The 26331-nt window shown below is 67.2% G+C and carries 25 protein-coding genes; 23 read left to right on the forward strand and 2 right to left on the reverse strand.

What is annotated here, in order from left to right:
• Positions 1–55 precede the first annotated feature (55 nt).
• The 4 genes from pheA to aroA all read left to right on the forward strand — a co-directional run bounded on the left by pheA (position 56) and on the right by aroA (position 4739).
• Complete coding sequence (pheA, locus tag CBM2594_RS05110) at positions 56–1219, forward strand: prephenate dehydratase (protein WP_116357693.1); 1164 nt, start codon at positions 56–58, stop codon at positions 1217–1219.
• A 28-nt stretch (positions 1220–1247) separates the two neighbouring features.
• Positions 1248–2378 (forward strand): histidinol-phosphate transaminase, encoded by a 1131-nt coding sequence (hisC, locus tag CBM2594_RS05115; RefSeq protein ID WP_116355896.1) that lies wholly within the window; start codon positions 1248–1250, stop codon positions 2376–2378.
• Positions 2379–2466: 88 nt separating this feature from the next.
• On the forward strand, positions 2467–3363 hold the full coding sequence (locus tag CBM2594_RS05120; RefSeq protein WP_116357694.1) for a prephenate dehydrogenase/arogenate dehydrogenase family protein: 897 nt from the start codon (positions 2467–2469) through the stop codon (positions 3361–3363).
• A gap of 71 nt (positions 3364–3434) precedes the next feature.
• Positions 3435–4739: a 3-phosphoshikimate 1-carboxyvinyltransferase gene (gene aroA, locus CBM2594_RS05125; RefSeq protein ID WP_116355897.1), complete on the forward strand. Its 1305-nt coding sequence runs from the start codon at positions 3435–3437 to the stop codon at positions 4737–4739.
• On the opposite strand, the gene CBM2594_RS05130 is transcribed toward aroA, so the two are convergent.
• Entirely contained in the window at positions 4729–4974 is a 246-nt protein-coding gene (locus CBM2594_RS05130) for a DUF2061 domain-containing protein (RefSeq protein WP_116355898.1), read from the reverse strand. The genes aroA and CBM2594_RS05130 overlap by 11 nt on opposite strands.
• 125 nt (positions 4975–5099) lie before the next feature.
• On the opposite strand from CBM2594_RS05130, the gene cmk reads away from it, so the two are divergent.
• The 11 genes from cmk (at position 5100) to cysM (ending at position 16550) form a co-directional block, all read left to right on the forward strand.
• Positions 5100–5768 carry a (d)CMP kinase gene (cmk, locus tag CBM2594_RS05135; RefSeq protein ID WP_116355899.1) on the forward strand — a complete coding sequence of 223 codons (669 nt, stop codon included), beginning with the start codon at positions 5100–5102 and terminating at the stop codon, positions 5766–5768.
• Positions 5769–5932: 164 nt separating this feature from the next.
• Positions 5933–7627: a 30S ribosomal protein S1 gene (gene rpsA, locus CBM2594_RS05140; RefSeq protein ID WP_116355900.1), complete on the forward strand. Its 1695-nt coding sequence runs from the start codon at positions 5933–5935 to the stop codon at positions 7625–7627.
• Between the two features lie 30 nt (positions 7628–7657).
• On the forward strand, positions 7658–8077 hold the full coding sequence (locus tag CBM2594_RS05145) for an integration host factor subunit beta (protein ID WP_116357695.1): 420 nt from the start codon (positions 7658–7660) through the stop codon (positions 8075–8077).
• A 287-nt stretch (positions 8078–8364) separates the two neighbouring features.
• Entirely contained in the window at positions 8365–8736 is a 372-nt protein-coding gene (locus tag CBM2594_RS05150) for a LapA family protein (protein ID WP_116355901.1), read from the forward strand.
• A gap of 3 nt (positions 8737–8739) precedes the next feature.
• On the forward strand, positions 8740–9972 hold the full coding sequence (lapB, locus tag CBM2594_RS05155) for a lipopolysaccharide assembly protein LapB (protein WP_116355902.1): 1233 nt from the start codon (positions 8740–8742) through the stop codon (positions 9970–9972).
• 35 nt (positions 9973–10007) lie between these two features.
• The gene (locus CBM2594_RS05160) at positions 10008–11399 is read left to right on the forward strand and encodes a UDP-glucose dehydrogenase family protein (RefSeq protein WP_116355903.1); all 1392 of its coding nucleotides are present in this window, start codon (positions 10008–10010) and stop codon (positions 11397–11399) included.
• 80 nt (positions 11400–11479) lie between these two features.
• Positions 11480–12427, forward strand: coding sequence for a D-glycero-beta-D-manno-heptose-7-phosphate kinase (rfaE1, locus tag CBM2594_RS05165; protein ID WP_116355904.1), 948 nt, complete (start codon positions 11480–11482; stop codon positions 12425–12427).
• Positions 12428–12454: 27 nt separating this feature from the next.
• The gene (gene rfaD / locus CBM2594_RS05170; protein ID WP_116355905.1) at positions 12455–13450 is read left to right on the forward strand and encodes an ADP-glyceromanno-heptose 6-epimerase; all 996 of its coding nucleotides are present in this window, start codon (positions 12455–12457) and stop codon (positions 13448–13450) included.
• Positions 13451–13613: 163 nt separating this feature from the next.
• Positions 13614–13988, forward strand: a complete 375-nt coding sequence (locus tag CBM2594_RS05175) for a ComEA family DNA-binding protein (RefSeq protein WP_116355906.1) — start codon at positions 13614–13616, stop codon at positions 13986–13988.
• A 235-nt stretch (positions 13989–14223) separates the two neighbouring features.
• Positions 14224–15525: a solute carrier family 23 protein gene (locus tag CBM2594_RS05180; RefSeq protein WP_116355907.1), complete on the forward strand. Its 1302-nt coding sequence runs from the start codon at positions 14224–14226 to the stop codon at positions 15523–15525.
• Between the two features lie 122 nt (positions 15526–15647).
• Positions 15648–16550 carry a cysteine synthase CysM gene (cysM, locus tag CBM2594_RS05185; protein ID WP_116355908.1) on the forward strand — a complete coding sequence of 301 codons (903 nt, stop codon included), beginning with the start codon at positions 15648–15650 and terminating at the stop codon, positions 16548–16550.
• 198 nt (positions 16551–16748) lie between these two features.
• On the opposite strand, the gene mltB is transcribed toward cysM, so the two are convergent.
• A complete protein-coding gene (gene mltB / locus CBM2594_RS05190; RefSeq protein WP_116355909.1) occupies positions 16749–17855 on the reverse strand; it encodes a lytic murein transglycosylase B in 1107 nt (368 codons plus the stop codon).
• A gap of 169 nt (positions 17856–18024) precedes the next feature.
• On the opposite strand from mltB, the gene CBM2594_RS05195 reads away from it, so the two are divergent.
• From CBM2594_RS05195 to CBM2594_RS05230, 8 genes are all read left to right on the forward strand, one after another.
• Positions 18025–18948, forward strand: a complete 924-nt coding sequence (locus CBM2594_RS05195; RefSeq protein ID WP_111518926.1) for a histone deacetylase family protein — start codon at positions 18025–18027, stop codon at positions 18946–18948.
• Positions 18949–18960: 12 nt separating this feature from the next.
• A complete protein-coding gene (locus CBM2594_RS05200) occupies positions 18961–19764 on the forward strand; it encodes an enoyl-CoA hydratase (RefSeq protein ID WP_116355910.1) in 804 nt (267 codons plus the stop codon).
• 164 nt (positions 19765–19928) lie between these two features.
• The gene (locus tag CBM2594_RS05205) at positions 19929–20963 is read left to right on the forward strand and encodes a methionine ABC transporter ATP-binding protein (protein ID WP_116355911.1); all 1035 of its coding nucleotides are present in this window, start codon (positions 19929–19931) and stop codon (positions 20961–20963) included.
• Positions 20953–21606 (forward strand): methionine ABC transporter permease, encoded by a 654-nt coding sequence (locus CBM2594_RS05210; RefSeq protein WP_116355912.1) that lies wholly within the window; start codon positions 20953–20955, stop codon positions 21604–21606. The genes CBM2594_RS05205 and CBM2594_RS05210 overlap by 11 nt, the downstream gene beginning before the upstream one ends.
• A gap of 32 nt (positions 21607–21638) precedes the next feature.
• Complete coding sequence (locus tag CBM2594_RS05215; protein WP_116355913.1) at positions 21639–22436, forward strand: MetQ/NlpA family ABC transporter substrate-binding protein; 798 nt, start codon at positions 21639–21641, stop codon at positions 22434–22436.
• Between the two features lie 231 nt (positions 22437–22667).
• Entirely contained in the window at positions 22668–23417 is a 750-nt protein-coding gene (locus CBM2594_RS05220; protein WP_116355914.1) for an electron transfer flavoprotein subunit beta/FixA family protein, read from the forward strand.
• Between the two features lie 20 nt (positions 23418–23437).
• The gene (locus CBM2594_RS05225) at positions 23438–24373 is read left to right on the forward strand and encodes an electron transfer flavoprotein subunit alpha/FixB family protein (RefSeq protein WP_116355915.1); all 936 of its coding nucleotides are present in this window, start codon (positions 23438–23440) and stop codon (positions 24371–24373) included.
• A 109-nt stretch (positions 24374–24482) separates the two neighbouring features.
• A complete protein-coding gene (locus CBM2594_RS05230; protein WP_116355916.1) occupies positions 24483–26267 on the forward strand; it encodes an acyl-CoA dehydrogenase in 1785 nt (594 codons plus the stop codon).
• Positions 26268–26331 lie beyond the last annotated feature (64 nt).

Here is a 26331-nt window from a genome sequence, read left to right on the forward strand (position 1 = left end):
GCGCGGGCAGTTTTTCCCGGCCGCCACGCCCGGCGGCCCACCGGATCGATACAACATGACAAGCCAAGACCGCACCCCCGCGCGCGAGGAGACGCCGCCCAATGCGCCGCAGAACGGCGACAGCCACCTCAGTGATGCCGAGCGCAAGCTGTCGGTCGAGCTGGGCCCGCTGCGCGAGCAGATCGATACCGTCGACCGCGAGCTGCTGGCGATGCTGAACCGCCGCGCCAAGCTGGCGCTCGAAGTGGGCGAGGTCAAGAAGAAGTACGGCGCGCCGGTGTTCCGTCCGGAACGCGAGCTGCAGGTCATCCGCAAGGTGCAGGGCGCCAACCCGGGCCCGCTGCTGGGCGAAAGCGTGGCGGCCATCTGGCGCGAGGTGATGTCCGCCTGCCGCGGGCTGGAGAAACCGCTGGAAGTGGCGTTCCTGGGCCCGGCCGGCACGTTCTCGGAGCAGGCGCTGTACGCGCATTTCGGCCATGAAGTGTCGGGCGTGCCTTGCCCCAGCATCGACGAGGTGTTCCGCGCGGTCGAGGCGGGCACGGTCGAATACGGCGTGGTGCCGGTCGAGAATTCCACCGAGGGCGCGGTGTCGCGCACGCTGGACCTGTTCCTGCAGACCTCGCTGAAGATCAGCGGCGAGATCGCGCTCAAGGTCCACCACAACCTGATGGCGTCGACGCCCGACATGAAGGGTGTCACCGTGGTGCGCGCGCACGCGCAGGCGCTGGCGCAGTGCCAGCACTGGCTGACCGCCAACTATCCGCACCTCGAGCGCCAGGCGGTGTCGAGCAATGCCGAAGCGGCGCGCATGGCCAGCGAAGACCCGACGGTCGCCGCGATTGCCGCCGAGTCCGCCGCCAACCGCTATCACCTGCACCTGGTGCGCACGCATATCCAGGACGATCCGCACAACCGCACCCGCTTTGCCGTGATCGGCCGCTACGAGACCGAGCCGTCGGGCAGCGACCAGACTTCGCTGATCCTGTCGGTGCCGAACAAGGCCGGCGCGGTGTACCAGTTGCTGGCGCCGCTGGCAGAGAACGGCGTGTCGATGTGCCGCTTCGAGTCGCGCCCGGCGCGCAGCGGCGCGTGGGAATACTACTTCTACGTCGACGTGGAAGGGCACCAGCATGAGGCGGCGGTGGCGCGCGCGATCGAAGAGCTGCGCCGCAACGCCGCCTACCTGAAGGTGCTCGGCTCGTATCCGTCGAGCAAGTAAGGCAGCCGGACCAGCACAAGGAGACGAGATGGCAGAGCAGGGCAAGCAGGGCGGCGCCACGGTATTCGGGCCGGATTATGTGCGGGCGATTTCGCCATACGTGGCAGGCAAGCCGATTGCCGAAGTCGCGCGCGAGTTCGGCCTGGACGAGGCCGCCATCGTCAAGCTCGCGTCGAACGAGAATCCGCTGGGCATGCCGCAATCGGCGCGCAGTGCGGTGGCCGCGGCTGTCGCCGAGCTGGGCCGCTATCCCGATGCCAACGGCTTTGTGTTGAAGGGTGCGCTGTCGGCGCGTTTCGGCGTGCCCGCCGACTGGCTGACGCTGGGCAACGGCAGCAACGATATCCTGGAGCTGGCCGCGCATGCGCTGGTGGAGCCGGGCCAGTCGATCGTCTATGCCGAGTATTCGTTCGCGGTGTACGCGCTGGCCACGCAAGAGATTGGCGCACGCGCCATCGAAGTGCTCGCGCGCGACTACGGCCACGACCTCGACGCGATGGCCGCGGCGATCGCGCCCGATACGCGCCTGGTCTTTATCGCCAACCCCAACAACCCGACCGGCACCTTCCTGCCGGCGGCGCAGATCGAGGCCTTCCTGCAGCGGGTGCCGCGCGATGTGGTGGTGGTGCTGGACGAGGCCTACAACGAGTATCTCGACGCCGACCAGCAATACGATGCGATTGCCTGGGTGCGCCGCTACCCCAACCTGATGGTATCGCGCACGTTTTCCAAAGCCTACGGCCTGGCGGGACTGCGCATCGGCTACGCGGTGGCGCAGCCGGAGCTGACCGACCTGCTGAACCGCATCCGCCAGCCGTTCAACGTCAACAGCGTGGCGCAGGCCGCGGCCATCGCCGCGCTCGCCGATACGGATTTCCTGCGCCGCAGCGCGGAACTGAACCGCGACGGCAAGCGGCAACTGACGCAGGCGTTCGACCGGCTCGGCCTGGAGTACGTGCCGTCGTCCGGCAACTTCGTGCTGGTGCGCGTGGGCGATGATGACGGCGCCGGCGCGCGCGTGAACCTGGCATTGCTCAGGCAAGGCGTGATCGTGCGGCCGGTGGGCAACTACAACCTGCCGCGCTGGCTGCGCGTGACCATCGGCTTGCCGGAAGAAAACGCGGCCTTTATCGCGGCGCTGGAGCGGGCGCTGGCCTGAGTCCGGCGGCTGCCAACACCGGTGGTTTTTGCCGCCCTTTGACTTACCTCGGTCTGAACCGAACTACCGCCGCTTGCGGCCTGTGATTGTGAGTGCATTGCATTTTTCCCGTGTTGTCATTGTCGGCGTCGGCCTGATCGGCGGCTCGCTCGCGCTGGCGCTCAAGCGCGCCGGCGTGGTGGGCACGGTGGTCGGGGTCGGGCGCTCGGCCGCGTCGCTGCAGAAAGCGCTGGACCTGGGCGTGATCGACGAGGCCGCGACGCTGGCCGATGCCGCGCGCGGCGCCAGCGTGATCGTGCTGTGCGCGCCGGTGGCGCAGAACTTCGCCTTGCTGCACGCGCTGGAGCCGCACTTGCAGCCGGGCACCATCGTCACCGATGCCGGTAGCACCAAGTCCGACGTGATCATCGCCGCCAAGACCGCGCTGGGCGACAAGGCCGCGCAGTTCGTGCCCGCGCACCCGATCGCGGGGCGCGAACTCAACGGCGTCGAAGCGGCGCTGCCCGACCTGTATGCGGGCAGGAAGACCGTGCTGTGCCCGCTGCAGGAAAACGCGCGCGCCGATGTGGCCGCCGTGCGCGCCATGTGGGAAAGCGCCGGCGCGGATTGCCACGTGATGTCGGCGGTGCAGCATGACGCGGTGTTCGCCGCGGTCAGCCATTTGCCGCACGTGCTGTCGTACGCGCTGGTGGCGCAGGTGGCCAATGCCGAGGACGCGGCGCTGAAGCTGGACTTTGCCGGCGGCGGCTTTCGCGACTTCACGCGGATCGCGGCGTCATCGCCGGAAATGTGGCGCGACATCTGCGTGGCCAACCGCGAGGCGCTGCTGCGCGAGCTGAATACTTACCAGTCGGTGCTGGCGCACCTGAAGATGCTGATCGAGAAGGGCGACGGCGACGCGCTCGAGCGCATCTTCGCGCGTGCCAGCAAGACCCGGCTGGCCTGGGGCACCGAGCGTGCCGCGGGCAACCATATCGAACCCTGATCGAACCCTGATCGAACCCAGATGGCTTCCGCCAATCGCCTGACCGCGGCGCCCCGGCGCCCACGACACCCATGGAACACCTGACGCTAGGCCCCCTGACCCGCGCCAACGGCACCGTCCGGCTGCCGGGCTCGAAGAGCATCTCCAACCGCGTACTGCTGCTGGCAGCGCTGGCCGACGGCGAGACCCGCGTGCGCGACCTGCTCGATTCCGACGACACGCGCGTCATGCTGCAGGCGCTGCGCACGCTGGGCGTGGCGTGGCGTCAGGAGGGAGCGGACTATATCGTCACCGGCGCCGGCGGCAATTTCCCGCACAAGTCCGCCGAGCTGTTCATGGGCAATGCCGGCACCGCGATCCGTCCGCTGACCGCCGCGCTGGCGCTGCAAGGCGGCAGCTACAAGCTGTCCGGCGTGCCGCGCATGCATGAGCGGCCGATCGGCGACCTCGTCGATGGCCTGCGCCAGGTCGGCGCGGTGATCGACTACCTTGGCAACGAAGGCTTCCCGCCGCTGCATATCCGGCCCGCCAGCCTGCGCATCGAGGCGCCGATCCGCGTGCGCGGCGATGTCTCGAGCCAGTTCCTGACCGCGCTGCTGATGAGCCTGCCGCTGGCGCAAAGCGACAGTGGCCGCATCGAGATCGAGGTGGTGGGCGAGCTGATCTCGAAGCCGTATATCGAGATCACGCTGAACCTGCTGGCGCGCTTCGGCATCCAGGTGGAGCGGCAGGGCTGGGAGCGCTTCGTGCTGCCAGCCGGCGCCGCCTACCAGTCGCCGGGCGAGATCTTCGTGGAGGGCGATGCTTCGTCCGCGTCGTATTTCCTCGCAGCGGGTGCGATCGGCGGCGGCCCGGTGCGGGTCGAGGGTGTCGGCATGGCCAGCATCCAGGGAGATGTCCGCTTTGCCGACGCGCTCAACCGCATGGGCGCCAATGTGATGGCGGGCGACAACTGGATCGAAGTGCGCGGCACCGAACGCGACGACGGGCGCCTGCACGGCATCGAGCTGGACTGCAACCATATCCCCGATGCGGCCATGACGCTGGCGGTGGCGGCGCTGTTTGCCGAAGGCACCACCACGCTGACCAATATCGCCAGCTGGCGCGTCAAGGAAACCGACCGCATCGCGGCGATGGCAACGGAATTGCGCAAGCTGGGTGCGGTGGTGGAAGAGGGCGCTGACTACCTGCGGGTAACGCCGCCGCAGCCGTGGCAGACCCCGGCAGACGGCATTGGCACCTATGATGACCATCGCATGGCGATGTGTTTCTCGCTGGCGGCGTTCGGGCCGTTGCCGGTCCGGATCAACGATCCGGGCTGCGTGGCGAAGACCTTCCCGGATTACTTCAGCGTGTTTGCGGGCGTCACGCGCTGACCAGGCCGGCGCCGGCGCCCGGGCGGGCGGGATCTGCGGTGCTGTCGCCGCTGGCCGGCGCGTGGCGGCGCTCGCGCTTGTCCCAGTACCGGTCGAAGAAGTAGTGGGCCACGGTATTGATGGCCGGCTCGATAAAGGTGACGGCACCGCTCACGGCCAGGCTGCCGGTCAGCGCATAGGTCACGCTGAACGCGATGCCGAGGTGCATGATGCCGAACGTCAGGGTTTTTGCCATGGTAGATTGCCTCGCGACCAATACTGAGGAATGCGCCGCGCCTGCCGCGGCGCGATGCCATGAATCAAATGATAATGATTCTCAATAGAATTAACAATCAATCGTTTCACTAGGTGCCATAAGCAATGACTATCGTCAACGTCATCACCATTGACGGACCGACTGCCTCCGGCAAGGGCACGGTTGCGCACAAGGTTGCCGACGCGGTGGGCTTCCACCTGCTCGACAGCGGCGCGCTGTACCGGCTGGTAGCGCTGGCCAGCGACCGCGCGGGTGTTGACCTGGCCGACCTGGATACCTTGGCGCGGATCGCTTCGCGCCTGGACGTGAAGTTCGGCCCCGACCGGGTCTGGCTGCAGGGCGAGGAGGTGAGCCTGGCGATCCGGGCCGAGGCGATCGGCAACCGCGCCTCGGCCATCGCCGTGCACCAGCCGGTGCGCGACGCGCTGACCCAGCTGCAGCGCAGCTTCCGCAAGCTGCCGGGGCTGGTGGCGGACGGCCGCGACATGGGCACCGTGATCTTCCCGGATGCCCAGCTCAAGGTGTTCCTGACGGCCAGTGTCGAGGCGCGCGCGCGCAGGCGCTATAAACAATTGATTGATAAGGGAATTTCTGCTAATATCGAAGACCTTTTGCGTGACCTCGAGGCGCGCGACGCGCGGGATCGCACCCGTGCCGCCGCGCCGCTGCGTCCCGCCGAGGATGCAAAGCTGCTCGATACCTCCGACATGACGGTGGATCAGGCAGTGGCGCAGGTGCTGGAGTGGTTTGCCGCTGTGCGGCCCGATGCATGACGTGCACGGGCGCATCCGTAGAAGCGGCGCGCCCCTTCCGTACCCGATGGCGTCAGCCCGGCCCAATGCCGGAACTGGCTTTTGTCAAACCTGACCCCGCTGCCCTGGCAGACTGAGCGCGATCGTCGCGCCGGCCAGCGTATTGCGGATTTCACCTTACGTTTATGTCCGACCTGCAAACTAACGAATCCTTTGCCGCACTGTTCGAGGAATCCGTCGCCCGCTCCAATATGAAGGCTGGCGAAGTGATCTCCGCTGAAGTCGTGCGCATCGACCACAATTTCGTGGTCGTCAACGCCGGCCTCAAGTCCGAGGCATTCGTGCCGGTGGAGGAGTTCCTGAACGACCAGGGCGAACTCGAAGTGCAGGCCGGCGACTACGTCTCCGTGGCCATCGATGCACTCGAGAACGGCTATGGCGACACCATCCTCTCGCGCGACAAGGCCAAGCGCCTGGCATCGTGGCTGAACCTCGAGAAGGCGCTGGAAGACGGCGAGATCATCTCGGGTACCGTGACCGGCAAGGTCAAGGGCGGCCTGACGGTGATGGTCAACGGCATCCGCGCGTTCCTGCCGGGCTCGCTGGTTGACGTGCGCCCGATCAAGGACACCACCCCGTACGAAGGCAAGACCCTGGAATTCAAGGTCATCAAGCTGGACCGCAAGCGCAACAACGTTGTGCTGTCGCGCCGCGCCGTGGTCGAAGCCACGCTGGGCGAAGAGCGCCAGAAGCTGATGGAAACCCTGAAGGAAGGCGCCATCGTCAACGGTATCGTCAAGAACATCACCGACTACGGCGCGTTCGTTGACCTGGGCGGCATCGACGGCCTGCTGCACATCACCGACCTGGCCTGGCGCCGTGTCCGCCACCCCAGCGAAGTGCTGTCGGTTGGCCAGGAAATCACCGCCAAGATCCTCAAGTTCGACCAGGAAAAGAACCGCGTCTCGCTGGGCGTGAAGCAGCTGGGCGAAGATCCGTGGGTCGGCATCTCGCGCCGCTACCCGCAAGGCACCCGCCTGTTCGGCAAGGTGACCAACCTGACCGACTACGGCGCGTTCGTCGAGATCGAAGCCGGCATCGAAGGCCTGGTGCACGTGTCGGAAATGGACTGGACCAACAAGAACGTTGCCCCGTCCAAGGTTGTCCAGCTGGGCGACGAAGTCGAAGTCATGGTGCTGGATATCGACGAAGACAAGCGTCGTATCAGCCTGGGCATGAAGCAGTGCAAGGCCAACCCGTGGGACGATTTCTCGCGTAACCACAAGAAGGGCGACAAGCTGAGCGGCCAGATCAAGTCGATCACCGATTTCGGCGTGTTCATCGGCCTGCCGGGCGGCATCGACGGCCTGGTGCACCTGTCCGACCTGTCCTGGCAAGAGTCCGGCGAAGAGGCCGTGCGCAAGTACAAGAAGGGCGACGAAGTCGAAGCCGTGGTGCTGGGCATCGACGTCGACAAGGAACGCATCTCGCTGGGCATCAAGCAGCTGTCGGGCGATCCGTTCAACAACTTCATCTCGGCCAACGACAAGGGTTCGCTGGTTCAGGGCACCATCAAGGCCGTTGACGCCAAGGGTGCCGTGGTCCAGCTGGCCGACGACGTGGAAGGCTACCTGCGTGCTTCGGAAATCTCCGCTGACCGCGTGGAAGACGCCCGCAACGTGCTGAAGGAAGGCGAGCAGATCACCGCCCTGGTGGTGAACGTCGACCGCAAGTCGCGCAACATCAACCTGTCGATCAAGGCCAAGGACAGCGCAGAGCAGCAGGAAGCGATGCAGAAGTTCCAGGCCGACACCGGCACGGCTGGCACGACCAACCTCGGCGCCCTGCTGAAGGCCAAGCTCGGCCAGGACAACCAGTAATCGCAGGCCCCCGCGCTTGCGCGTATGCCCATGACCAAGTCGGAGCTTGTCGAAAAACTGGCTGCCCGCTTCCCCCAGCTGCTGCTGCGGGATGCGGACATCTCGGTGAAAACGATACTCGACGCGATGTCCGAAGCGTTGGCCGACGGCCACCGCATCGAGATCCGCGGATTCGGCAGTTTTGGTCTGAACAAGCGTCCGCCTCGCGTGGGGCGCAATCCCAAGTCCGGCGAAAGAGTGCTGGTGCCCGAAAAACGGGTGCCGCACTTCAAGGCGGGCAAGGAACTGCGCGAACGGGTTGACCGCAGCCAGCCGGCGCCTGCGGGCGCCAATGGCAACGGCCATTCCGGCGGCACGGCGCAAGCCCTGCCGGGCAAGGCAGGGCAGGGCGCGGCACCCGCCGCGCCGGCGGGTCTGCATGAGAGCGGACTGGATTTCATTCGCTCCTGACGGCCACCTGGCTTGCTGCCTGTCGCTGTATTGTCAAAGAAAGCGCCCCTTGGGGCGCTTTTTTTTTCGTCCGTGCGAACTGCGGCAGCACGCGGCATCGTCTGCAAGCCTGGCTCGCGACGCCCGCGGCGCGTCAGCCGGTACGCCGTTACCGCCACGTTACCGAATCCGTGAAGTGATTCCGTTACAATGCCGGGGTCTTTGCCGGGCCTCGCACAGGGCGTGCTGCCAGCCGCTGTCTCTGTGCCTGCCGGCCCCAACGCCACGCTGCCTCGCCGCTTACCCGCATGAAACTGTTTGCCTGGATCGTTCGCATCGTCGTATTCGTGCTGCTGTTCGTGCTGGCACTGCGCAATACCGCAGAAGCCTCGCTGCAGCTGTTCTTCAATGCCGTCTGGCACGCGCCGCTGATCCTGATCCTGTTTGCCGCGTTCGTGCTGGGTGCGGTGGCGGCGCTGGCCTCGGTGGCGCCGGGAATGATGCGCCAGCGCATGGAACTGGCGAAGCTGCGCCGCACGGCCGCGGATGCGCGGGCCTCAGCGAACTCAGCGGCCACAGCGGCGGCCTCGACGGCGGCCCCATCGACGGCATCGGCCACCGCCGTCCCCGTGCCGCGCGATGCCAAGTCTCCCTATAACGTAGTCGGCCCGAAAGTCTGATCCATGATGTTCGAAACCTGGTGGCTGTTGGCGCTGCCACTTGTCTTTGGCCTTGGCTGGATGGCGGCGCGCTTCGACGTGCGCCAGTTGATCAGCGAGCAGGGCGCCTTGCCGCGCTCCTACTTCAAGGGACTCAATTTCCTGCTCAACGAGCAGCCCGACAAGGCCATCGACGCCTTTGTCGAGGTCGCCCGGCTGGACCCGGAAACCACCGAACTGCACTTTGCGCTGGGCGCGCTGTTCCGGCGCCGCGGCGAAACCGAGCGCGCCATCCGCGTGCACCAGAACCTGGCCACGCGCCCCGATTTGCCCGAGCCCGAGCGCGAGCATGCGCTGTTTGAACTGGGCGAGGACTACCTGCGCGCCGGCCTGCTGGACCGTGCCGAGGAGTCGCTGCGCCGGCTGATGTCCGGGCCCTACGCGGCTTCGGCCAAGCGCGTGCTGCTCGAGCTCTATGAAGTGGAAAAGGAGTGGCAGAAGGCGATCGATGCCGCGCGTGAACTGCAGACGCTGGAGCAGAAGAGCTACAGCCTGCAGATCGCGCAGTTCTGCTGCGAGCTGGCGCAGGACGCGCTGCAGCGCAAGCGCCCCGAAGACGCGGTGAAATGGCTGAACCAGGCCGTCGCCGAGAATCCCGCCAACGTGCGCGCGCCGATCCTGCTGGGCGACGTCGCCGCGGCGGCGGGCGATGCGCGCGCGGCGCTGGGCCACTGGCTCGGCATCGAACAGCAGGACGCGTCCTTCCTGCCGCTGGTGGCCGAGCGCGTGGTCAAGGCCTATGCCGCGCTGGACGAGCAGGGCGTGGCGCTGGAATGGCTGCGCGGCCTGCTCAAGGGCAAGCTCGCGCCCGAGGTGCTCGACACCGCGTACAAGGCCGAACTGGAAGTGAATGGTCCCGAGGCCGCGGCGCGCCTGATGCGCGAGCAGCTGCGCCGCCAGCCCACGCTGCTGGCGCTGACCAAGTACTTCGAGGCGCAGGCGGCAGTCGCTGCCGCCGCGCCCGCCGCGCAGGCCGCGGTGATCGAGGCCGATGCGGCGCAGGCCGAAGGCGCGGAAAACGGCGACGAGGCCAAGGAAACCACCGCCATCCGCGACCTGCTGCAACTGCGCACGCGCAACCTGGCGCGCTATACCTGCCGCGAATGCGGTTTCCGCGCCCGGCTGTTCTATTGGCAGTGCCCGGGTTGCAACCGCTGGGAAACCTATGCCCCGCGGCGTTCCGAAACGCTCGGCTGAGTTCGCTGGCCCTGCAACGGATGTGAATTGAAGCTATGAAAGTCACCATTATCGGCAGCGGTTACGTGGGTCTCGTCACCGGCGCCTGCCTGGCGGAGCAGGGCAACGACGTGTTCTGCCTGGACCTGGACGAGCAGAAGATCGCGCTGCTCAACGCGGGCGGCGTGCCGATCTACGAGCCCGGCCTGCAGGAGCTGATCCAGCGCAACCGCGAGGCCGGCCGCCTGACCTTTTCCACCGACGTGGCGGCCAGCGTCGAACATGCCGACGTGCAGTTCATCGCCGTGGGCACGCCGCCGGACGAGGACGGCTCGGCCGACCTGAAGTACGTGCTGGCGGCGGCGCGCAATATCGGCCGCCACATGACCGGCTTCAAGGTGGTGGTCGACAAGTCGACCGTGCCGGTGGGCACCGGCGACCGCGTCACCGCGGTGATTCGCGAGGAACTGGCCGCGCGCGGGCTGGAAGACCTGCAGTTCTCGGTGGTGTCGAACCCCGAATTCCTGAAGGAGGGGGCCGCGGTCGAAGACTTCATGCGCCCCGACCGCATCGTGCTGGGCTGCAATGCCGACGCCGCCGGCCGCCACGCGCAGGCCACCATGCGGCAGCTGTACGCGCCGTTCAACCGCCATCATGAGCGCACCTTCTACATGGACGTGCGCTCGGCCGAGTTCACCAAGTACGCGGCAAATTCGATGCTGGCCACGCGGATCTCGTTCATGAACGAGCTGGCCAACCTGGCCGACGAAGTCGGCGCCGATATCGAACTGGTGCGCATGGGCATCGGCTCGGACCCGCGCATCGGCTACAGTTTCCTGTATGCCGGCGCGGGCTATGGCGGATCTTGCTTTCCCAAGGACGTGCAGGCGCTGATGCGCACCGCCGCCGACCATGGCAAGCCGATGCGCGTGCTGGAGGCGGTCGAGGCCGTCAATGGTGCGCAGAAGCGCGTGCTCGGCGAAAAGATCGTGCGCCGCTTCGGCGACGACCTGAGCGGCCGCGTCTTTGCGGTATGGGGCCTGGCGTTCAAGCCCAATACCGATGACATGCGCGAGGCGCCGTCGCGCGTGCTGGCGCGCGAGCTGGTCTCGCGCGGGGCGTCGCTGCGCGTGCATGACCCGGTGTCGATGGCCGAGGCCCGCCGCGCGCTGGAGGCCGACCTGGCCGACGTGCCGGGCGGCGCCGCGCGCGTAAGCTTCCACCAGCACCAGATGGACGCGCTCGACGGCGCCGACGCGCTGGCGATCGTGACCGAATGGAAGGTGTTCCGCAGCCCCGATTTTGCGCAGATCAAGCGGCGGCTGAAGTCGCCGGTGATCTTCGATGGACGCAATCTGTACGAGCCCGAGGCGATGCGCGAGACCGGCGTGGAATACCACGCCATCGGCCGCCCGACCCGCAAGGCGGCGCCGGCCGCGAACGAATAAGGCGCCGGCGGGTCAACGGACTCATCAACCGATAAGCTAACGCGGCGGCCGCTGCCGCCGCGATCTTGCCAAGGATCTTCATGAACAAGACCGTCATTCCGCAGGAGCAGATCCGGCAGTCCCATATCCTGGTGGTCGGCGACATGATGCTGGACCGGTATTGGTTCGGCGACGTCGAGCGCATTTCGCCCGAGGCGCCGGTGCCGGTGGTGCAGGTCAAGCGCAGCGACGAGCGCCTGGGCGGCGCCGCCAACGTGGCGCGCAACGCCGCTGCGCTGGGCGCGCGCGTGGGCATGCTGGGCGTGGTCGGCGACGACGAGCCGGCGCGCACGCTCGAGGCACTGCTGGCCGAGAGCCATGTGGAGCCCTACCTGCACCGCGATGCCAAGATCAACACCACCATCAAGCTGCGCGTGGTGGCGCACCAGCAGCAGCTGCTGCGCGTGGATTTCGAAAACACGCCGGCGCACGAAGTGCTGCTCGCGGTACAGGACCGCTTCCAGGGCCTGATCAACGATTACCAGGTGCTGGTGCTGTCCGACTACGGCAAGGGCGGGCTGACCCATGTCACGCGCATGATCGACGCCGGCCGCGCGGCCGGCCGCAAGGTGCTGGTCGACCCCAAGGGCGACGACTACTCGCGCTACCGCGGCGCCACGCTGATCACCCCCAACCGCGCCGAGATGCGCGCCGTGGTCGGGGCCTGGAAGACCGAGGCCGACCTGACCATCCGCGCGCAGAACCTGCGCCGCGCGCTGCAGCTCGAAGCGCTGCTGCTGACGCGCTCGGAAGAGGGCATGACGCTCTATACCGAAGCCGAAGTGCTGCACGTCTCCGCCCAGGCGCGCGAGGTCTATGATGTATCCGGTGCGGGCGACACCGTGATCGCCACGCTCGCCACCATGATGGGCGCCGGCGTGCCGCTCAAGGAAGCCGTGCAGCATGCCAATCGCGCCGGCGGCATCGTGGTCGGCAAGCTGGGCACCGCCGTCGTCACTTATCCCGAATTGTTCGGCGCCGCTGCCTGAGGCGCGGCGCTCTCTTTTGATCCGACCATGACCATCATCGTCACCGGTGCCGCGGGCTTTATCGGCAGCAATCTCGTCAAGGGCCTGAACGACCGCGGCGAGACCCAAGTCATCGCCGTCGACAACCTGACCCGCGCCGACAAGTTCCACAACCTGGTCGACTGCGAGATCTCCGATTACCTGGACAAGCAGGACTTCCTCGCGCGCTTTGCCCGCGGCGAGTTCGGCAAGGTCCGCGCGGTGTTCCATGAGGGCGCGTGCTCCGACACCATGGAGACCGACGGCCGCTATATGATGGAGAACAACTACCGCTACACGCTGTCGCTGATGGAGAGCTGCCTGGAGCAGGGCGCGCAGTTTCTCTATGCGTCGTCGGCGGCGACCTACGGCGCCTCGCAGGTGTTCCGCGAAGACCGCGAGTTCGAGCGTCCGCTGAACGTGTACGGCTACTCCAAGTTCCTGTTCGACCAGATCGTGCGGCGCCGGCTGCCGTCGGCGCTGTCGCAGATCGTCGGCTTCCGCTACTTCAACGTGTACGGTCCGCGCGAAACCCACAAGGGCCGCATGGCGTCGGTGGCGTTCCACAACTTCAACCAGTTCCGCGCCGACGGCACGGTGAAGCTGTTCGGCGAATACGGCGGCTATGGCCCGGGCATGCAGAGCCGCGATTTCATCTCGGTCGAGGACGTGGTCAAGGTCAACCTGTTCTTCTTCGACCATCCGGAGAAGTCCGGCATCTTCAACCTCGGCACCGGCCGCGCCCAGCCGTTCAACGACATCGCCGCCACCGTGGTCAACACGCTGCGCGAGGCCGAAGGCAAGCCGCCGCTGTCGCTGGACGACCTGGTGCAGGAAGGGCTGGTCGAGTACGTCAAGTTTCCCGACGCACTGCGCGGCAAGTACCAGTGCTTCACGCAGTCCGATGTGTCGAAGCTGCGTGGCGCCGGCTACGGCGAGCGCTTCCTGACGGTGGAGGAAGGCGTGGCGCGCTACTGCCGCTGGCTGCTCGAGCGCAACGGCTGAGTCCCTGCATTGTCCCCCTTGCACCGGCTGACACGCTTTCGTGCGGCCGGTGTCAACTTTTGTTGCCGCATGCGCCGCCGTCGCGGCGCGCCCCTATCCTGACCTGACCTCGCCGCCCGGCGGGGGTGGTACCTCAGACCATCCACAGGAAAGGAGAGCCTTCATGGCCATGCACTGGATCCGGCAACTTGCCCGGCGTTTTTCCCTGATCTCCCTCGCGGCAACCCTCTGCCTGCTTGCCGGCGGCACCGCGCGTGCCGCCGTCGACGTCAACACCGCTGACGAGGCGGCGCTGACCGCGGTCAAGGGCGTGGGACCGGCCACGGCCCGCCACATCGTCGAAGAGCGCAACAAGCGCGGACCGTACAAGGACGCCGCCGACCTGGCCGAACGCGTCAGCGGCATCGGGCCGAAGTCCGTGGCCAAGCTGCAGGACGCCGGCCTGACCATCGCCGGCAAGGGCGCGGCCGCCGCCGCGCCATCCGCTGCGCCGCCTGCCACGCCTGCGCCCGCAAAGGCGGCAAAGCCCGCCCGCTAGCCCGGCAGCGCTGCCCTGTGCCCGGTCATGCCGCGGCCGGGTGCGTCGTGGCTGGTACGCGTTGTGCTAAAGGTTGCCAGCTTCGCAGCCCCGTGGCGGCGGAGTATCATGCGGACGCCGCGCCGGCAGGTCCTGCCGCGCGGCTGCCCACCGGCATTCCACAACCTAACAACCAGGCACAAGCGCGGCGGCCGCCAATCCGGCGGCCAGCCCGGACCACAGGGAGCAAGACAATATGGCGAATGGCGAGGACGCGGGATTCCTGCCGCAATGGCGGCTCAAGACCCAGGGCGTGATCGGCCCGGACGAGCGTCTGCCCGCGGGGCAGACACTGCTGGCCGGCATCCAGCACGTGGTGGCGATGTTCGGCTCGACCGCCATCGCGCCGATCCTGATGGGCTTCAACCCGAATATCGCCATCCTGTTTTCCGGCATCGGCACGCTGATCTTCTTCCTGTGCGTGCGCGGCCGGGTGCCCAGCTACCTGGGCTCCAGCTTCGCCTTCATTGCCGTGGTGATCGCCGCCACCGGCTATGCCGGCAGCGGCCCCAACCTGAATATCCCGGTGGCGCTGGGCGGCATCATCGCCGCCGGCGCGCTGTACACCGTGATCGGCCTGGTGGTGCAGGCGGTGGGCTACGCCTGGGTCGAAAAGCTGATGCCACCGGTGGTGACCGGCGCCATCGTCGCGGCGATCGGGCTGAACCTGGCGCCGGTGGCGGTCAAGGCGGTCAGCGGCGCGGCGCTGGATACCTGGGTGGGGCTGCTGACCGTGGTCGCGGTGGGGCTGGTCGCGGTCCGCGCGCCCGGCATGATCGGACGGCTGCCGGTGCTGATCGGCGGGCTGGCCGGCTATCTGGCCTACTACCTGGGCACCAATGTGATGGGCCTGGGCAAGCCGATCGATTTTTCCGGCGTGGGCGCCGCCAGCTGGTTCGGCCTGCCGGCGTTCACCGCGCCGACGTTCGAACTCAACGCCATGCTGCTGATCGCGCCGGTGGCGATCGTGCTGGTGGCCGAGAACCTCGGCCATATCAAGGCCATCGGCGTGATGACCGGCCGCAACCTCGATCCCTACATCGGCCGCGCCTTTATCGGCGACGGCATCGCCACCATGCTGTCTGCCAGCGGCGGCGGCACCGGCGTGACCACCTATGCCGAGAACATGGGGGTGATGGCGGTGACCAAGATCTATTCGACGCTGATCTTCGTGGTGGCGGCCGCGGTGGCCATCCTGCTGGGCTTCTCGCCCAAGTTCGGCGCCTTGATCCTGACCATCCCGGGGCCGGTGATCGGCGGGCTGACCATCGTCGTGTTCGGCCTGATCGCGGCCACGGCGGGCCGGATCTGGGTGCAGAACCATGTGGACTTCTCCAGCTCGCGCAACCTGATCACGGTCGGCGCCACGCTGACGGTGGCGGCCGGCGACCTGACGCTGAAGCTGGGCGGCATGACGCTGGGTGGTATCGGCACCGCCACCTTCGGCTGCATCCTGCTGTACCACCTGCTGGGCGAAGGCAACCGCGAGGAAGGCTGAGCGTCGGCGAATTCAGGCAGGCGGCGCAAATCCCGCCTGCCGGCGCGGGGATAGGGTCTGGATTACAATGGCCGGCGAATTCGCATCCCCCGGCATCCCCCGTTTTGACCCTCCTTCGCCCCATGGCCTACAAGACAATTGAAGACACCATCGGCAATACGCCGCTGGTCAGACTGCAGCGCATCCCCGGCGCCGCCAACGACGCGCGCGGCAATGTGATCCTCGGCAAGCTCGAAGGCAACAATCCGGCCGGTTCCGTCAAGGACCGTCCGGCGGTGTCGATGATCGCCCGGGCCGAAGCGCGCGGACGCATCAAGCCGGGCGATACCCTGATCGAGGCGACGTCGGGCAATACCGGCATCGCGCTGGCGATGGCAGCCGCGATCCGCGGCTACAAGATGGTGCTGATCATGCCCGAGGACCTGAGCCTCGAGCGCCGCCAGAGCATGGCGGCCTACGGCGCCGAGATCATCCTGACCCCGGTCAAGGGCGGCATGGAGTATGCGCGTGACCTGGCCGATGCGATGGAGCGCGACGGCAAGGGCGTGATCCTCGACCAGTTCGCCAACCCGGACAACCCGCAGGCGCACTACGAGGGTACCGGCCCCGAGATCTGGCGCGATACCAACGGACGCATCACCCACTTCGTGTCGGCGATGGGCACCACCGGCACCATCACCGGCGTGTCGCGCTACCTGAAGGAGCAGAATCCCGGGATCCAGATCGTCGGCGCGCAGCCGGCCGAAGGCTCGCGCATCCCGGGCATCCGCAAGTGGCCGGAAGCCTATCTGCCCAAGATCTACGATCCCAAGTTTATCGACCGCACCGAGCCGGTAAGCCAGGGCGATGCCGAGCACATGGCGCGCCGCATGGCGAGCGAAGAAGGCATCTTCTGCGGGATTTCGGCCGCGGGCGCGCTTTGCGTCGCGCTGCGGATTGCGGAGGAAGTGGAGAACGCCACGATCGTGTTTGTGGTGTGCGATCGTGGGGATCGGTATCTGTCGACTGGGGTGTTTCCGGCCTGATTGAGCCGAGGCGGCTAGTACGCTGGGGGTTTGCTCCCCTCTCCCGCTGGCGGGCTGGCGAGGGGCAGGGGGTGAGGGCAGGCGCTCGCATACCACGGGCCTGACTTCGCTGGCACGCCAGCCCTCACCCCAACCCTCTCCCGCCAGCGGGAGAGGGAGCACACAAGCGGTCGTTGAAGGCTCGGCAGTTCGTCGGCCTCACGCCATCGCCGCTTTCACCGCCTCCCCGAGCTGGTACACCGCCAGCGCATAGAAGAAGCTGCGGTTATACCGCGTCAGCACGTAGAAGTTGCGCAGGCCCAGCAGGTACTCGGTGGGCTGGTCGGGCGTCGGCAGGTCCACCACCAGCACGCCGGTTTCGCCTTCGCGCGCCAGGTTGATGGGCTCGTCCACGCGCATGCCGGCGCGGGTCAGCTGATTGAGCGTGCGGGTCGGCCACGGCTCGCCGTCGGCGGCCGCGGTAGCGACGCCCAGGCTGCCGGCGTCGGGGGCGATGCGCCACACCACCGGGCGGCCCGGCTCCCAGCCGTGCAGCTGGAGGAAGCGCGCCACGCTGCCGATGGCATCGGTGGGGCTGTTGCGCAGGTCGATGTGGCCGTTGTTGTCGTAGTCGATGGCGTATTCGCGCAGGCTGGTCGGCATGAACTGCGGAATGCCGATGGCGCCGGCATACGAGCCCAGCACCGAGTAGACATCGGTGCGGGTGTCGCGGCACCACAGCAGGTAGTCGGCCAGCTGGTTGCGGAACAGCGTGCTGCGGGCTTCGCGGTTGGGCGTGGCCGGGTAGTCGAACGCCAGCGTCGACAGCGAGTCGAGCACGCGGAACGAGCCCATGTCGCGGCCGTAGATGGTTTCCACGCCGATGATGCCGACGATGACCGAGGCCGGCACGCCGAATTCGGCCTCGGCGCGGCGCAGCGTGTCGCGGTTGTCCTGCCAGAAGCGCACGCCCGCGTTGATGCGGATCGGCTCGATGAAGCGCGAGCGGTAGGTGCGCCAGCTTTTGCGGCCGGTGGTGGCGGGCGGCATGATCAGCCGCACCACCGTGGCCGAATAGACCGCCTGCCCGAACCAGTCCTGCAGCAGGCCGCGGTCGAAGCCGTGGCGGGCCACCATCTCGTCGATAAAGGCACGCGCTTGCGGGTTGTCGCGGTAGCGGCCGGGTTCGATTTCTTCCTCGCGCACGCTGACGCGGCGCTTGCCGGCGGCGAGCAGGCTCGGGGAGAGGCCGCAGAGTCCGAGTGCGGCAGCGGAAAGCGCGGCGCCCAGCAGGGGGCGTCGCAGAGAGCGCTGGGTGTCGGTCATGGTGTCCTTTGCAAGTCGCACCGAGTATAGCGGATGCCACCGCGGCATCCGCACCGGCGCGGGCTCTGCCTGGCGCGCCAGCGCCGCTGGGTGGCCGGGCCTGCCGTGTGCTAACGTAACGTTTGGAGACAACATGGCGACGCATTGCGACCCATTGCGACGATAAGAGATGCCGACCGGCTATTACACGCACCCCGAGTTCCAGCGGCACGAGATGGGGCACTTCCATCCGGAATGCCCGGAGCGCCTGCAGGCGATCGAGGACCACCTGATTTCGCACGGCCTGGACGGGCTGCTCGAGCGCCGCGAGGCGCCGCCCGCCACGCGCGAGCAGCTCGAGCGCGTGCACCGGCCCGAGCACGTTGACGCGCTGGAAAGCGCCAGCCCGTCGAGCGGCTACCACGCGATCGACCCGGACACCTCGATGAACGCGCACACGCTCGCCGCCGCGACGCTGGCCGCGGGCGCGGCGGTGGCGGCCACCGATGCGGTCATCGCCGGCGAGTTCGAGAACGCGTTCTGCTGCGTGCGCCCGCCCGGCCACCACGCCGAACCGGGCCGCGCCATGGGCTTCTGCTTCTACAACAACGTGGCCATCGCCGCGCGCCACGCCTTGCAGGCGCACGGGCTCGAGCGCGTGGCGATCATCGACTTCGACGTGCACCACGGCAACGGCACCGAGGCGGCGTTCCGCGGCGACGAGCGCGTGATGATGTGCAGCATCTTCCAGCACCCGTTCTATCCCTACAGCGGCACCGAGCACCTGGCCCCGAACATGGTCAACATCCCGCTGCCGGCCTACAGCAACGGCATGGCGGTGCGCGAGGTGGTCGAGACCATCTGGCTGCCGCGCCTCAATGAATTCCGTCCGCAGATGCTGTTCATCTCGGCCGGCTTCGACGCGCACCGCGAGGACGACCTGGGCCAGATGGGCCTGGTGGAACAGGACTACGCCTGGATCACCGGCCAGCTGGTCGACGTCGCGCGCACGCATGCGCAGGGCCGCATCGTCAGCTGCCTCGAGGGCGGCTACAACCTCAGCGCGCTGGGCCGCAGCGTGCTGGCGCACCTGAAGGTGCTGCTCGAACATTAGGAGACCGCCGCCATGGCCGAGAACGATGCGCGCGTCGACGCGCCGCTGCTGACCGAATCGCGCGATGCCGCCGGCGTGGCGCGCCTGACCATGAACCGGCCGCAGGCGTTCAACGCCTTGTCCGAAGGGCTGCTCGATGCGCTGACCGAGGCGCTGCGCCGGCTGGCCGCCGACGACAGCGTGCGCGTGGTGGTGCTGGCCGGCGCCGGCAAGGCCTTCTGCGCCGGACACGACCTGCGCGAGATGCGCGCGGCGCCGTCGCACGACTACTACCGGCGCCTGTTCGACCGCTGCACGCGCATGATGATGGCGATCCAGCGCATGCCGCAGCCGGTGATCGCGCGCGTGCAGGGCATTGCCACCGCTGCCGGCTGCCAGCTGGTGGCGATGTGCGACCTGGCGGTGGCGGCGGACGATGCGCGGTTCGCGGTGTCCGGCGTCAACCTGGGGCTGTTCTGTTCGACGCCGGGGGTGGCGCTGTCGCGCAACCTGCACCGCAAGCAGGCGATGGAGATGCTGCTGACCGGCGACATGATCGACGCCGCCAGCGCCCGCGAGCGCGGCCTGGTCAACCGGGTGGTGCCGGCCGCCGAGCTGGACGCCGAGGTGGCGCGGCTGGCCGCCAGCATCTGCGCCAAGCCGGCCGCCGCCGTCGCCGCCGGCAAGGGGCTGTTCTACCGCCAGCTCGAGATGGGCATCGAGGCGGCCTACCAGCTTGCCGGCCAGACCATGGCCTGCAACATGATGGACGAGGCGGCGCTGGAGGGGGTGCTGGCCTTTATCGACAAGCGGCCGCCGTCCTGGCGTGACTGCTGATCGACTTGATTGGTCTTTATATGCCGGGAACGTATAAAGACATCGGTAAAAAGTCGTTTATGGTATGAAGCGAATCGCATAAAATACGCGCTTCAGAAAAATAACGAGCGGCAACAGCGCTGGAGATCCCTCGCCTGTTGCCGTTTTCTTTTGGTCACCTTTCCATGATCGAACTGCAAGGACTGTCGCAGCGCTTCCCGGGCGCGTCTGGCGACGTGCATGCATTGCGGGACGTCAGCCTGTCGATTGCGGCCGGCGAAGTGTTCGGCATCATCGGGCGCAGCGGCGCGGGCAAGAGCACGCTGGTACGCGCCATCAACCTGCTGAACCGGCCCACCAGCGGCCGCGTCATCGTCGCCGGCCAGGACCTGACCGCGCTGGACACAGGCGCGCTGCGCCTGGCCCGCCGCGACATCGGCATGATCTTCCAGCACTTCAACCTGCTGTCGTCGCGCACCGTCTATGACAACGTGGCGCTGCCGCTGGAGCTCGCCGGCAAGCCCAGGGCGGAGATTGCCGCCACCGTGCTGCCGCTGCTGGACCTGGTCGGCCTGTCGGCGCTGAAGGACCGCTACCCGGCGCAGATCAGCGGCGGGCAGAAGCAGCGCGTGGGCATTGCGCGCGCGCTGGCGAGCAAGCCCAAGGTGCTGCTGTCGGACGAGGCCACTTCCGCGCTGGACCCGGAAACCACCCGCTCCATCCTGGAGCTGCTCAAGCAGATCAACCGCGACCTGGGCCTGACCATCGTGATGATCACGCACCAGATGGAAGTCATCAAGCAGGTCTGCGACCGCGTCGCCGTGCTCGAGGCCGGCGAGGTGGTCGAGACCGGCCGCGTGATCGACGTGTTCCTGCGCCCGCAGCACGAGGTCACGCGCGCCATGATCGGCGATGTCATCTCGCAGGAACTGCCGGCGAGCGTGCTCAAGCGCGTGGAGAGCCGGCTCGGCAACGGGCGCGACCACGTCTACCGCCTCGCCTTTACCGGCGAGGGCGTCGACCAGCCGGTGCTGGCGCAGGCGATCCGCCGCTACGGGCTGGACTTCAATATCCTGCACGGCCATATCGACGAGATCCAGGGCCAGGCCTTCGGCTCGCTGGCGATCATGGCCACGGGCGAACTGGCCGACGTGAAGGCGGCGATGGAATACCTGCAGGCGCAAGGCGTCGTGGTGGAGGAGTTCGAGCATGTGGTCTGAAATGTTTGACCTGTTCCTGACCTCGTTCAACGAGACCCTGCTGATGGTGGCGATCTCGGGCGTGGTCGGCGCGCTGCTGGGCGTGCCGCTGGGGGTGCTGCTGCACCTGACCAATCGCGGCGGCGTGCTGTCGCATCCGCTGTTCAACCGCAGCATCGGCGTGGTTGTCAATGCGGTGCGCTCGATCCCGTTCATCATTCTGCTGGTGGTGGTGATCCCGTTCACGCGCTTCATCGTCGGTTCGTCGATCGGCACCACGGCGGCGATCGTGCCGCTGACCATCGCGGCGATCCCGTTCATTGCGCGGCTGGTGGAAAGCGCGCTGCGCGAGGTCGACAAGGGCCTGGTCGAGGCGGCGCAGTCGATGGGCGCGACCACCGGCCAGATCGTGTGGAAGGTGCTGCTGCCCGAGGCCATGCCCGGCATCGTCGCCGGCCTGACCATCACCTTCGTCAGCCTGGTCGGCTACTCGGCCATGGCCGGTGCGATCGGCGGCGGCGGCCTGGGCGACCTGGGCATCCGCTATGGCTACCAGCGCTACATCACCGAGGTGATGGTCGCGGTGGTGGTGATCCTGATCGTATTCGTGCAGGCGGTGCAGAGCTTCGGCGACTGGCTGGTCCGCCGCATCAGCCACCGCTGAACCCCAATTTCATTGAGATAGAAAGGCACATCATGCAACGTCGCAACCTGCTGCAATGGATGCTCGGCGCCGCGCTCGGCGCCGCGCTGGCCACCGGCGCGAGCGCCCAGGACAAGCCGATCAAGATCGGCGTGACCGGCGGCCCGCACGCCCAGATCATGGAACAGGTGAAGAAGGTCGCCGCCAAGGACGGCCTGAACATCCAGGTGGTCGAGTTCAGCGACTATGTCCAGCCCAACGCCGCGCTGGCCGCCGGCGACCTCGATGCCAACAGCTACCAGCACCTGCCGTACCTGGAAGCCCAGATCAAGGACCGCGGCTACAAGTTCACGCATATCGCCTACACGGTGACGTTCCCGATGGGCGTGTACTCGAAGAAGCTCAGGTCGCTCGACCAGCTCAAGCAGGGCGCGCGCGTGGGCGTGCCCAACGACCCCACCAACGGCGGCCGCGGCCTGTTGCTGCTGCAGAGCAAGGGCGTGATCAAGCTCAAGCCCAACGCCGGCCTGAAGGCCACGCCGCTGGACATCGCCGAGAACCCGAAGAAACTGCGCATCGTCGAACTGGACGCCGCGCAGCTGCCGCGTTCGCTCGATGACCTCGATGCGGCGGCGATCAACGGCAACTACGCGGAATCCGCCGGCCTGTCGCCGACCAAGGACGCGATCGCCATGGAAGGCCCCAAGGGACCGTACGCCAACCTGATCGCGATCCGCGAGGCCGACAAGGGCAAGCCCTGGGTGGCCAAGCTGGTGAAGGCCTACCATTCGCCGGAAATCAAGCAATACGTCACATCGACCTTCAAGGACTCGGTGATCACCGCCTGGTAAGGTTCCTGGTAAGCCGGCGTCACTCGAGGGTTTCATCCAATCGGACGAGGCCTGCCGCCCTGGCTTTGCGGCACAATCGCCTGACCGGTAGCAAGGTGCCGGGCCTATGCCCGGCATCATTTTGCCGATAAAATAGTACGATCGTTCGAAAAATGGGAGAGCCGCCGACCCGGTGGTTATAATGACGAGCGAACAAAATTTCTGACTATCAGCTATCAGTGGAGTGAGCGCATGAAAGTACTCGTCGCAGTCAAGCGGGTGGTGGATTACAACGTCAAGGTCCGCGTCAAGGCGGACGGCTCGGGCGTGGATCTGGCCAACGTGAAGATGAGCATGAACCCCTTCGACGAAATCGCCGTGGAAGAGGCCGTGCGCCTGAAGGAAGCCGGCGTTGCCACCGAAGTGGTCGCCGTCTCGTGCGGTGTCACGCAGTGCCAGGAAACCCTGCGCACCGCGATGGCCATCGGTGCCGACCGCGGCATCCTGGTGGAATCGAACGAAGACCTGCAACCGCTGGCCGTGGCCAAGCTGCTGAAGGCGCTGATCGACAAGGAACAGCCGCAACTGGTGATCCTGGGCAAGCAGGCCATCGACGACGACTCCAACCAGACCGGCCAGATGGTGGCCGCGCTGGCCGGCCTGCCGCAAGCCACGTTCGCCTCGAAGGTGGTGGTGGCCGATGGCAAGGCATCGGTCACGCGTGAAGTCGATGGCGGCCTGGAAACGCTGTCGCTGAGCCTGCCGGCCGTGGTCACGACCGACCTGCGCCTGAACGAGCCGCGCTACGTCACGCTGCCGAACATCATGAAGGCCAAGAAGAAGCAGCTCGACACCGTCAAGCCGGAAGACCTCGGCGTCGACGTCAAGCCGCGCCTGTCGACCCTGAAGGTGGTCGAGCCGCCCAAGCGCAGCGCGGGTGTGATGGTGCCGGACGTCGCGACGCTGGTGCAGAAGCTGAAGAACGAAGCCAAGGTTATCTGAGAGCGCGGGGGAGAAATAACATGACTGCACTCGTCATTGCTGAACACGACAATCAATCGATCAAGGGCGCCACGCTGAACACCGTGACCGCCGCAGCCCAATGCGGCGGCGACGTGCACGTGCTGGTGGCCGGTTCCAACGCCAAGGCAGCGGCCGATGCCGCCGCCAAGATCGCCGGCGTGACCAAGGTCCTGCTGGCCGACGCCCCGTACTTCGGCGACGGCCTGGCCGAGAACGTGGCCGAGCAGGCGCTGGCACTTGCCAACGACTACTCGCACATCCTGGCCCCGGCCACCCCGTACGGCAAGAACATCCTGCCGCGCGTGGCCGCCAAGCTGGACGTGGCCCAGATCTCGGAAATCTCCAAGGTCGACGCGCCTGACACCTTCGAGCGCCCGATCTACGCCGGCAACGCCATCGCCACGGTCAAGTCGGAAGACAAGATCAAGGTGATCACCGTGCGCGGCACGGCGTTCGATGCCGCCGCCGCCGAAGGCGGCTCGGCCGCCGTCGAGACCCTGCCGGCCGTGGCCGACGCGGGCGTTTCGCAATTCGTTTCGCGCGAAGTGGCCAAGAGCGACCGCCCGGAACTGACCGCCGCCAAGATCATCGTCTCGGGCGGCCGTGGCGTGGGTTCGGGCGAGAACTACACCAAGGTGCTGACGCCGCTGGCCGACAAGCTGAACGCCGCGCTGGGCGCCTCGCGCGCCGCCGTGGACGCCGGCTTCGTGCCGAACGACTACCAGGTCGGCCAGACCGGCAAGATCGTCGCGCCGCAGCTGTATATCGCCGTCGGCATCTCGGGCGCGATCCAGCACCTGGCCGGCATGAAGGACTCCAAGGTAATCGTCGCGATCAACAAGGATGCCGAGGCCCCGATCTTCTCGGTGGCCGACTATGGCCTGGTGGGCGACCTGAACACCGTGGTGCCGGAGCTGGTGGCAGCACTGGGCTGATGCCTCGCCGGCCGCGCGGCGGCCGGCACGGGTAGCCGCAGGTAGCAAGTAACGAGCCGTTCCGGGGGCAACCCGCGAACGGCTTTTTCATACATGTTGGGAGACGTCGATGACCTACCGTGCGCCGATCAAGGACATGCTGTTCGTCATGAAAGAACTGGCCGGCCTCGAGGCCGTCAGCCAGTTGCCTGGCTTTGAGGAAGCGACGCCCGAGACGGCCGAGGCCGTGCTCGACGAGGCGGCCAAGTTCAACGAGCAGGTGGTCGCGCCGCTGAACCGCGCCGGCGACCTGGAGCCGAGCAGCTGGAAGGATGGCGTGGTCACCACCACGCCCGGCTTCAAGGAAGCGTTCCGCCAGTTTGGCGAGGGCGGCTGGCAAGGCGTGCTGCATCCGCAGGAATTCGGCGGCCAGGGCCTGCCCAAGCTGATCGCCACGGCGTGCAACGAGATGCTGAATACCGCGAACCTGTCGTTCGCGTTGTGCCCGCTGCTGACCGACGGCGCCATCGAGGCGCTGCTGACCGCCGGCACGGACGAGCAGAAGGCCACCTTCCTGCCCAAGCTGATCTCGGGCGAGTGGACCGGCACCATGAACCTGACCGAGCCGCAGGCGGGCTCGGACCTGGCCGCGGTGCGCACCCGCGCCGAGCCGCAGGGCGACGGCACTTACAAGTTGTTCGGCACCAAGATCTTCATCACCTACGGTGAGCACGACATGGCGCAGAACATCGTCCATCTCGTGCTGGCGCGCACGCCCAACGCGCCCGAGGGCGTGAAGGGCATCTCGCTGTTCATCGTGCCCAAGTTCCTGGTCAATGCCGATGGCAGCACGGGCGCGCGCAACGACGTGCATTGCGTCTCGATCGAGCACAAGCTGGGCATCAAGGCCAGCCCCACCGCGGTGCTGCAGTTCGGCGACCATGGCGGCGCGATCGGCACGCTGGTCGGCGAAGAGAACCGCGGTCTCGAGTACATGTTCATCATGATGAACTCGGCGCGCTTCTCGGTCGGCATGCAGGGCATCGCGGTGTCCGAGCGCGCCTACCAGCAGGCGGTGGCGTATGCGCGCGAGCGCGTGCAGAGCCGCCCGGTCGACGGCTCGGCGCGCGAGGCGGTGACCATCATCCACCATCCCGACGTCAAGCGCATGCTGATGACCATGCGCGCGCTGACCGAAGGCGCGCGCGCGGTGGCCTACGTCGCCGCGGCCGCCAGCGACGCGGCGCACCAGCATCCCGACGAGGCCGTGCGCAGGCAGAGCCAGGCGTTCTACGAGTTCATGGTCCCGGTGGTGAAGGGCTGGAGCACCGAGCTGTCGATCGATGTCACCAGCCTGGGCGTGCAGGTGCACGGCGGCATGGGCTTTATCGAGGAAACCGGCGCGGCGCAGCACTACCGCGACGCGCGCATCCTGCCGATCTACGAAGGCACCACGGCGATCCAGGCCAACGACCTGGTCGGCCGCAAGACCGTGCGCGACGGCGGTGCCGTGGCGCGCGCGATCTGCGCCCAGATCGCCGGGACCGAGGCCGCGCTGGGGCAGCATGGCGGCGCCGCGTTCACCGCGGTGCAGGCGCAGCTGGCCAGGGGCCGCGCCGCGCTGGAAGCCGTGGTGGAATACGTCGTCGCCAATGCCAAGTCGGACCCGAACGCGGTCTTTGCCGGCAGCGTGCCTTACCTGAAGCTGTGCGGCATCGTGTTCTCCGGCTGGCAGTTCGGCCGCGCCATGCTGGCGGCCGACGCCAGGCGAGCCGACGACCCGGCTTTCCACGAGGCCAAGATCGCGACCGCGCATTTCTTTGCCGAACACATCCTGTCGCAGGCATCGGCCTTGCGCGATGCCGTGGTCAGCGGCGGTGCGCCGGTGAATGCGTTGAGCGCCGAGCAGTTCTGATCGTTGCGCGCGGCGCGCGCGCATGGAAAAAGGGCGACCTGTGCAAGGTCGCCCTTTTTTCTGG

This window comes from Cupriavidus taiwanensis (assembly GCF_900249755.1).
GTDB classification, from domain to species: domain Bacteria; phylum Pseudomonadota; class Gammaproteobacteria; order Burkholderiales; family Burkholderiaceae; genus Cupriavidus; species Cupriavidus taiwanensis_D.

What these genes read in the sequence shown, in the direction of transcription:
- cysM (WP_116355908.1), top strand. Translation starts at nt 15,648, where the DNA reads ATGGCCTACAAGACAATTGAAGACACCATCGGCAATACGCCGCTGGTC.
- mltB (WP_116355909.1), bottom strand. Translation starts at nt 17,855, where the DNA reads ATGACCGACACCCAGCGCTCTCTGCGACGCCCCCTGCTGGGCGCCGCG.
- CBM2594_RS05225 (WP_116355915.1), top strand. Translation starts at nt 23,438, where the DNA reads ATGACTGCACTCGTCATTGCTGAACACGACAATCAATCGATCAAGGGC.
- cmk (WP_116355899.1), top strand. Translation starts at nt 5,100, where the DNA reads ATGACTATCGTCAACGTCATCACCATTGACGGACCGACTGCCTCCGGC.
- hisC (WP_116355896.1), top strand. Translation starts at nt 1,248, where the DNA reads ATGGCAGAGCAGGGCAAGCAGGGCGGCGCCACGGTATTCGGGCCGGAT.
- CBM2594_RS05200 (WP_116355910.1), top strand. Translation starts at nt 18,961, where the DNA reads ATGGCCGAGAACGATGCGCGCGTCGACGCGCCGCTGCTGACCGAATCG.
- CBM2594_RS05205 (WP_116355911.1), top strand. Translation starts at nt 19,929, where the DNA reads ATGATCGAACTGCAAGGACTGTCGCAGCGCTTCCCGGGCGCGTCTGGC.
- aroA (WP_116355897.1), top strand. Translation starts at nt 3,435, where the DNA reads ATGGAACACCTGACGCTAGGCCCCCTGACCCGCGCCAACGGCACCGTC.
- CBM2594_RS05230 (WP_116355916.1), top strand. Translation starts at nt 24,483, where the DNA reads ATGACCTACCGTGCGCCGATCAAGGACATGCTGTTCGTCATGAAAGAA.
- CBM2594_RS05220 (WP_116355914.1), top strand. Translation starts at nt 22,668, where the DNA reads ATGAAAGTACTCGTCGCAGTCAAGCGGGTGGTGGATTACAACGTCAAG.
- rfaE1 (WP_116355904.1), top strand. Translation starts at nt 11,480, where the DNA reads ATGAACAAGACCGTCATTCCGCAGGAGCAGATCCGGCAGTCCCATATC.
- CBM2594_RS05160 (WP_116355903.1), top strand. Translation starts at nt 10,008, where the DNA reads ATGAAAGTCACCATTATCGGCAGCGGTTACGTGGGTCTCGTCACCGGC.
- CBM2594_RS05130 (WP_116355898.1), bottom strand. Translation starts at nt 4,974, where the DNA reads ATGGCAAAAACCCTGACGTTCGGCATCATGCACCTCGGCATCGCGTTC.
- lapB (WP_116355902.1), top strand. Translation starts at nt 8,740, where the DNA reads ATGATGTTCGAAACCTGGTGGCTGTTGGCGCTGCCACTTGTCTTTGGC.
- CBM2594_RS05175 (WP_116355906.1), top strand. Translation starts at nt 13,614, where the DNA reads ATGGCCATGCACTGGATCCGGCAACTTGCCCGGCGTTTTTCCCTGATC.
- CBM2594_RS05150 (WP_116355901.1), top strand. Translation starts at nt 8,365, where the DNA reads ATGAAACTGTTTGCCTGGATCGTTCGCATCGTCGTATTCGTGCTGCTG.
- pheA (WP_116357693.1), top strand. Translation starts at nt 56, where the DNA reads ATGACAAGCCAAGACCGCACCCCCGCGCGCGAGGAGACGCCGCCCAAT.
- CBM2594_RS05180 (WP_116355907.1), top strand. Translation starts at nt 14,224, where the DNA reads ATGGCGAATGGCGAGGACGCGGGATTCCTGCCGCAATGGCGGCTCAAG.
- rfaD (WP_116355905.1), top strand. Translation starts at nt 12,455, where the DNA reads ATGACCATCATCGTCACCGGTGCCGCGGGCTTTATCGGCAGCAATCTC.
- CBM2594_RS05210 (WP_116355912.1), top strand. Translation starts at nt 20,953, where the DNA reads ATGTGGTCTGAAATGTTTGACCTGTTCCTGACCTCGTTCAACGAGACC.
- CBM2594_RS05145 (WP_116357695.1), top strand. Translation starts at nt 7,658, where the DNA reads ATGACCAAGTCGGAGCTTGTCGAAAAACTGGCTGCCCGCTTCCCCCAG.
- rpsA (WP_116355900.1), top strand. Translation starts at nt 5,933, where the DNA reads ATGTCCGACCTGCAAACTAACGAATCCTTTGCCGCACTGTTCGAGGAA.
- CBM2594_RS05215 (WP_116355913.1), top strand. Translation starts at nt 21,639, where the DNA reads ATGCAACGTCGCAACCTGCTGCAATGGATGCTCGGCGCCGCGCTCGGC.
- CBM2594_RS05195 (WP_111518926.1), top strand. Translation starts at nt 18,025, where the DNA reads ATGCCGACCGGCTATTACACGCACCCCGAGTTCCAGCGGCACGAGATG.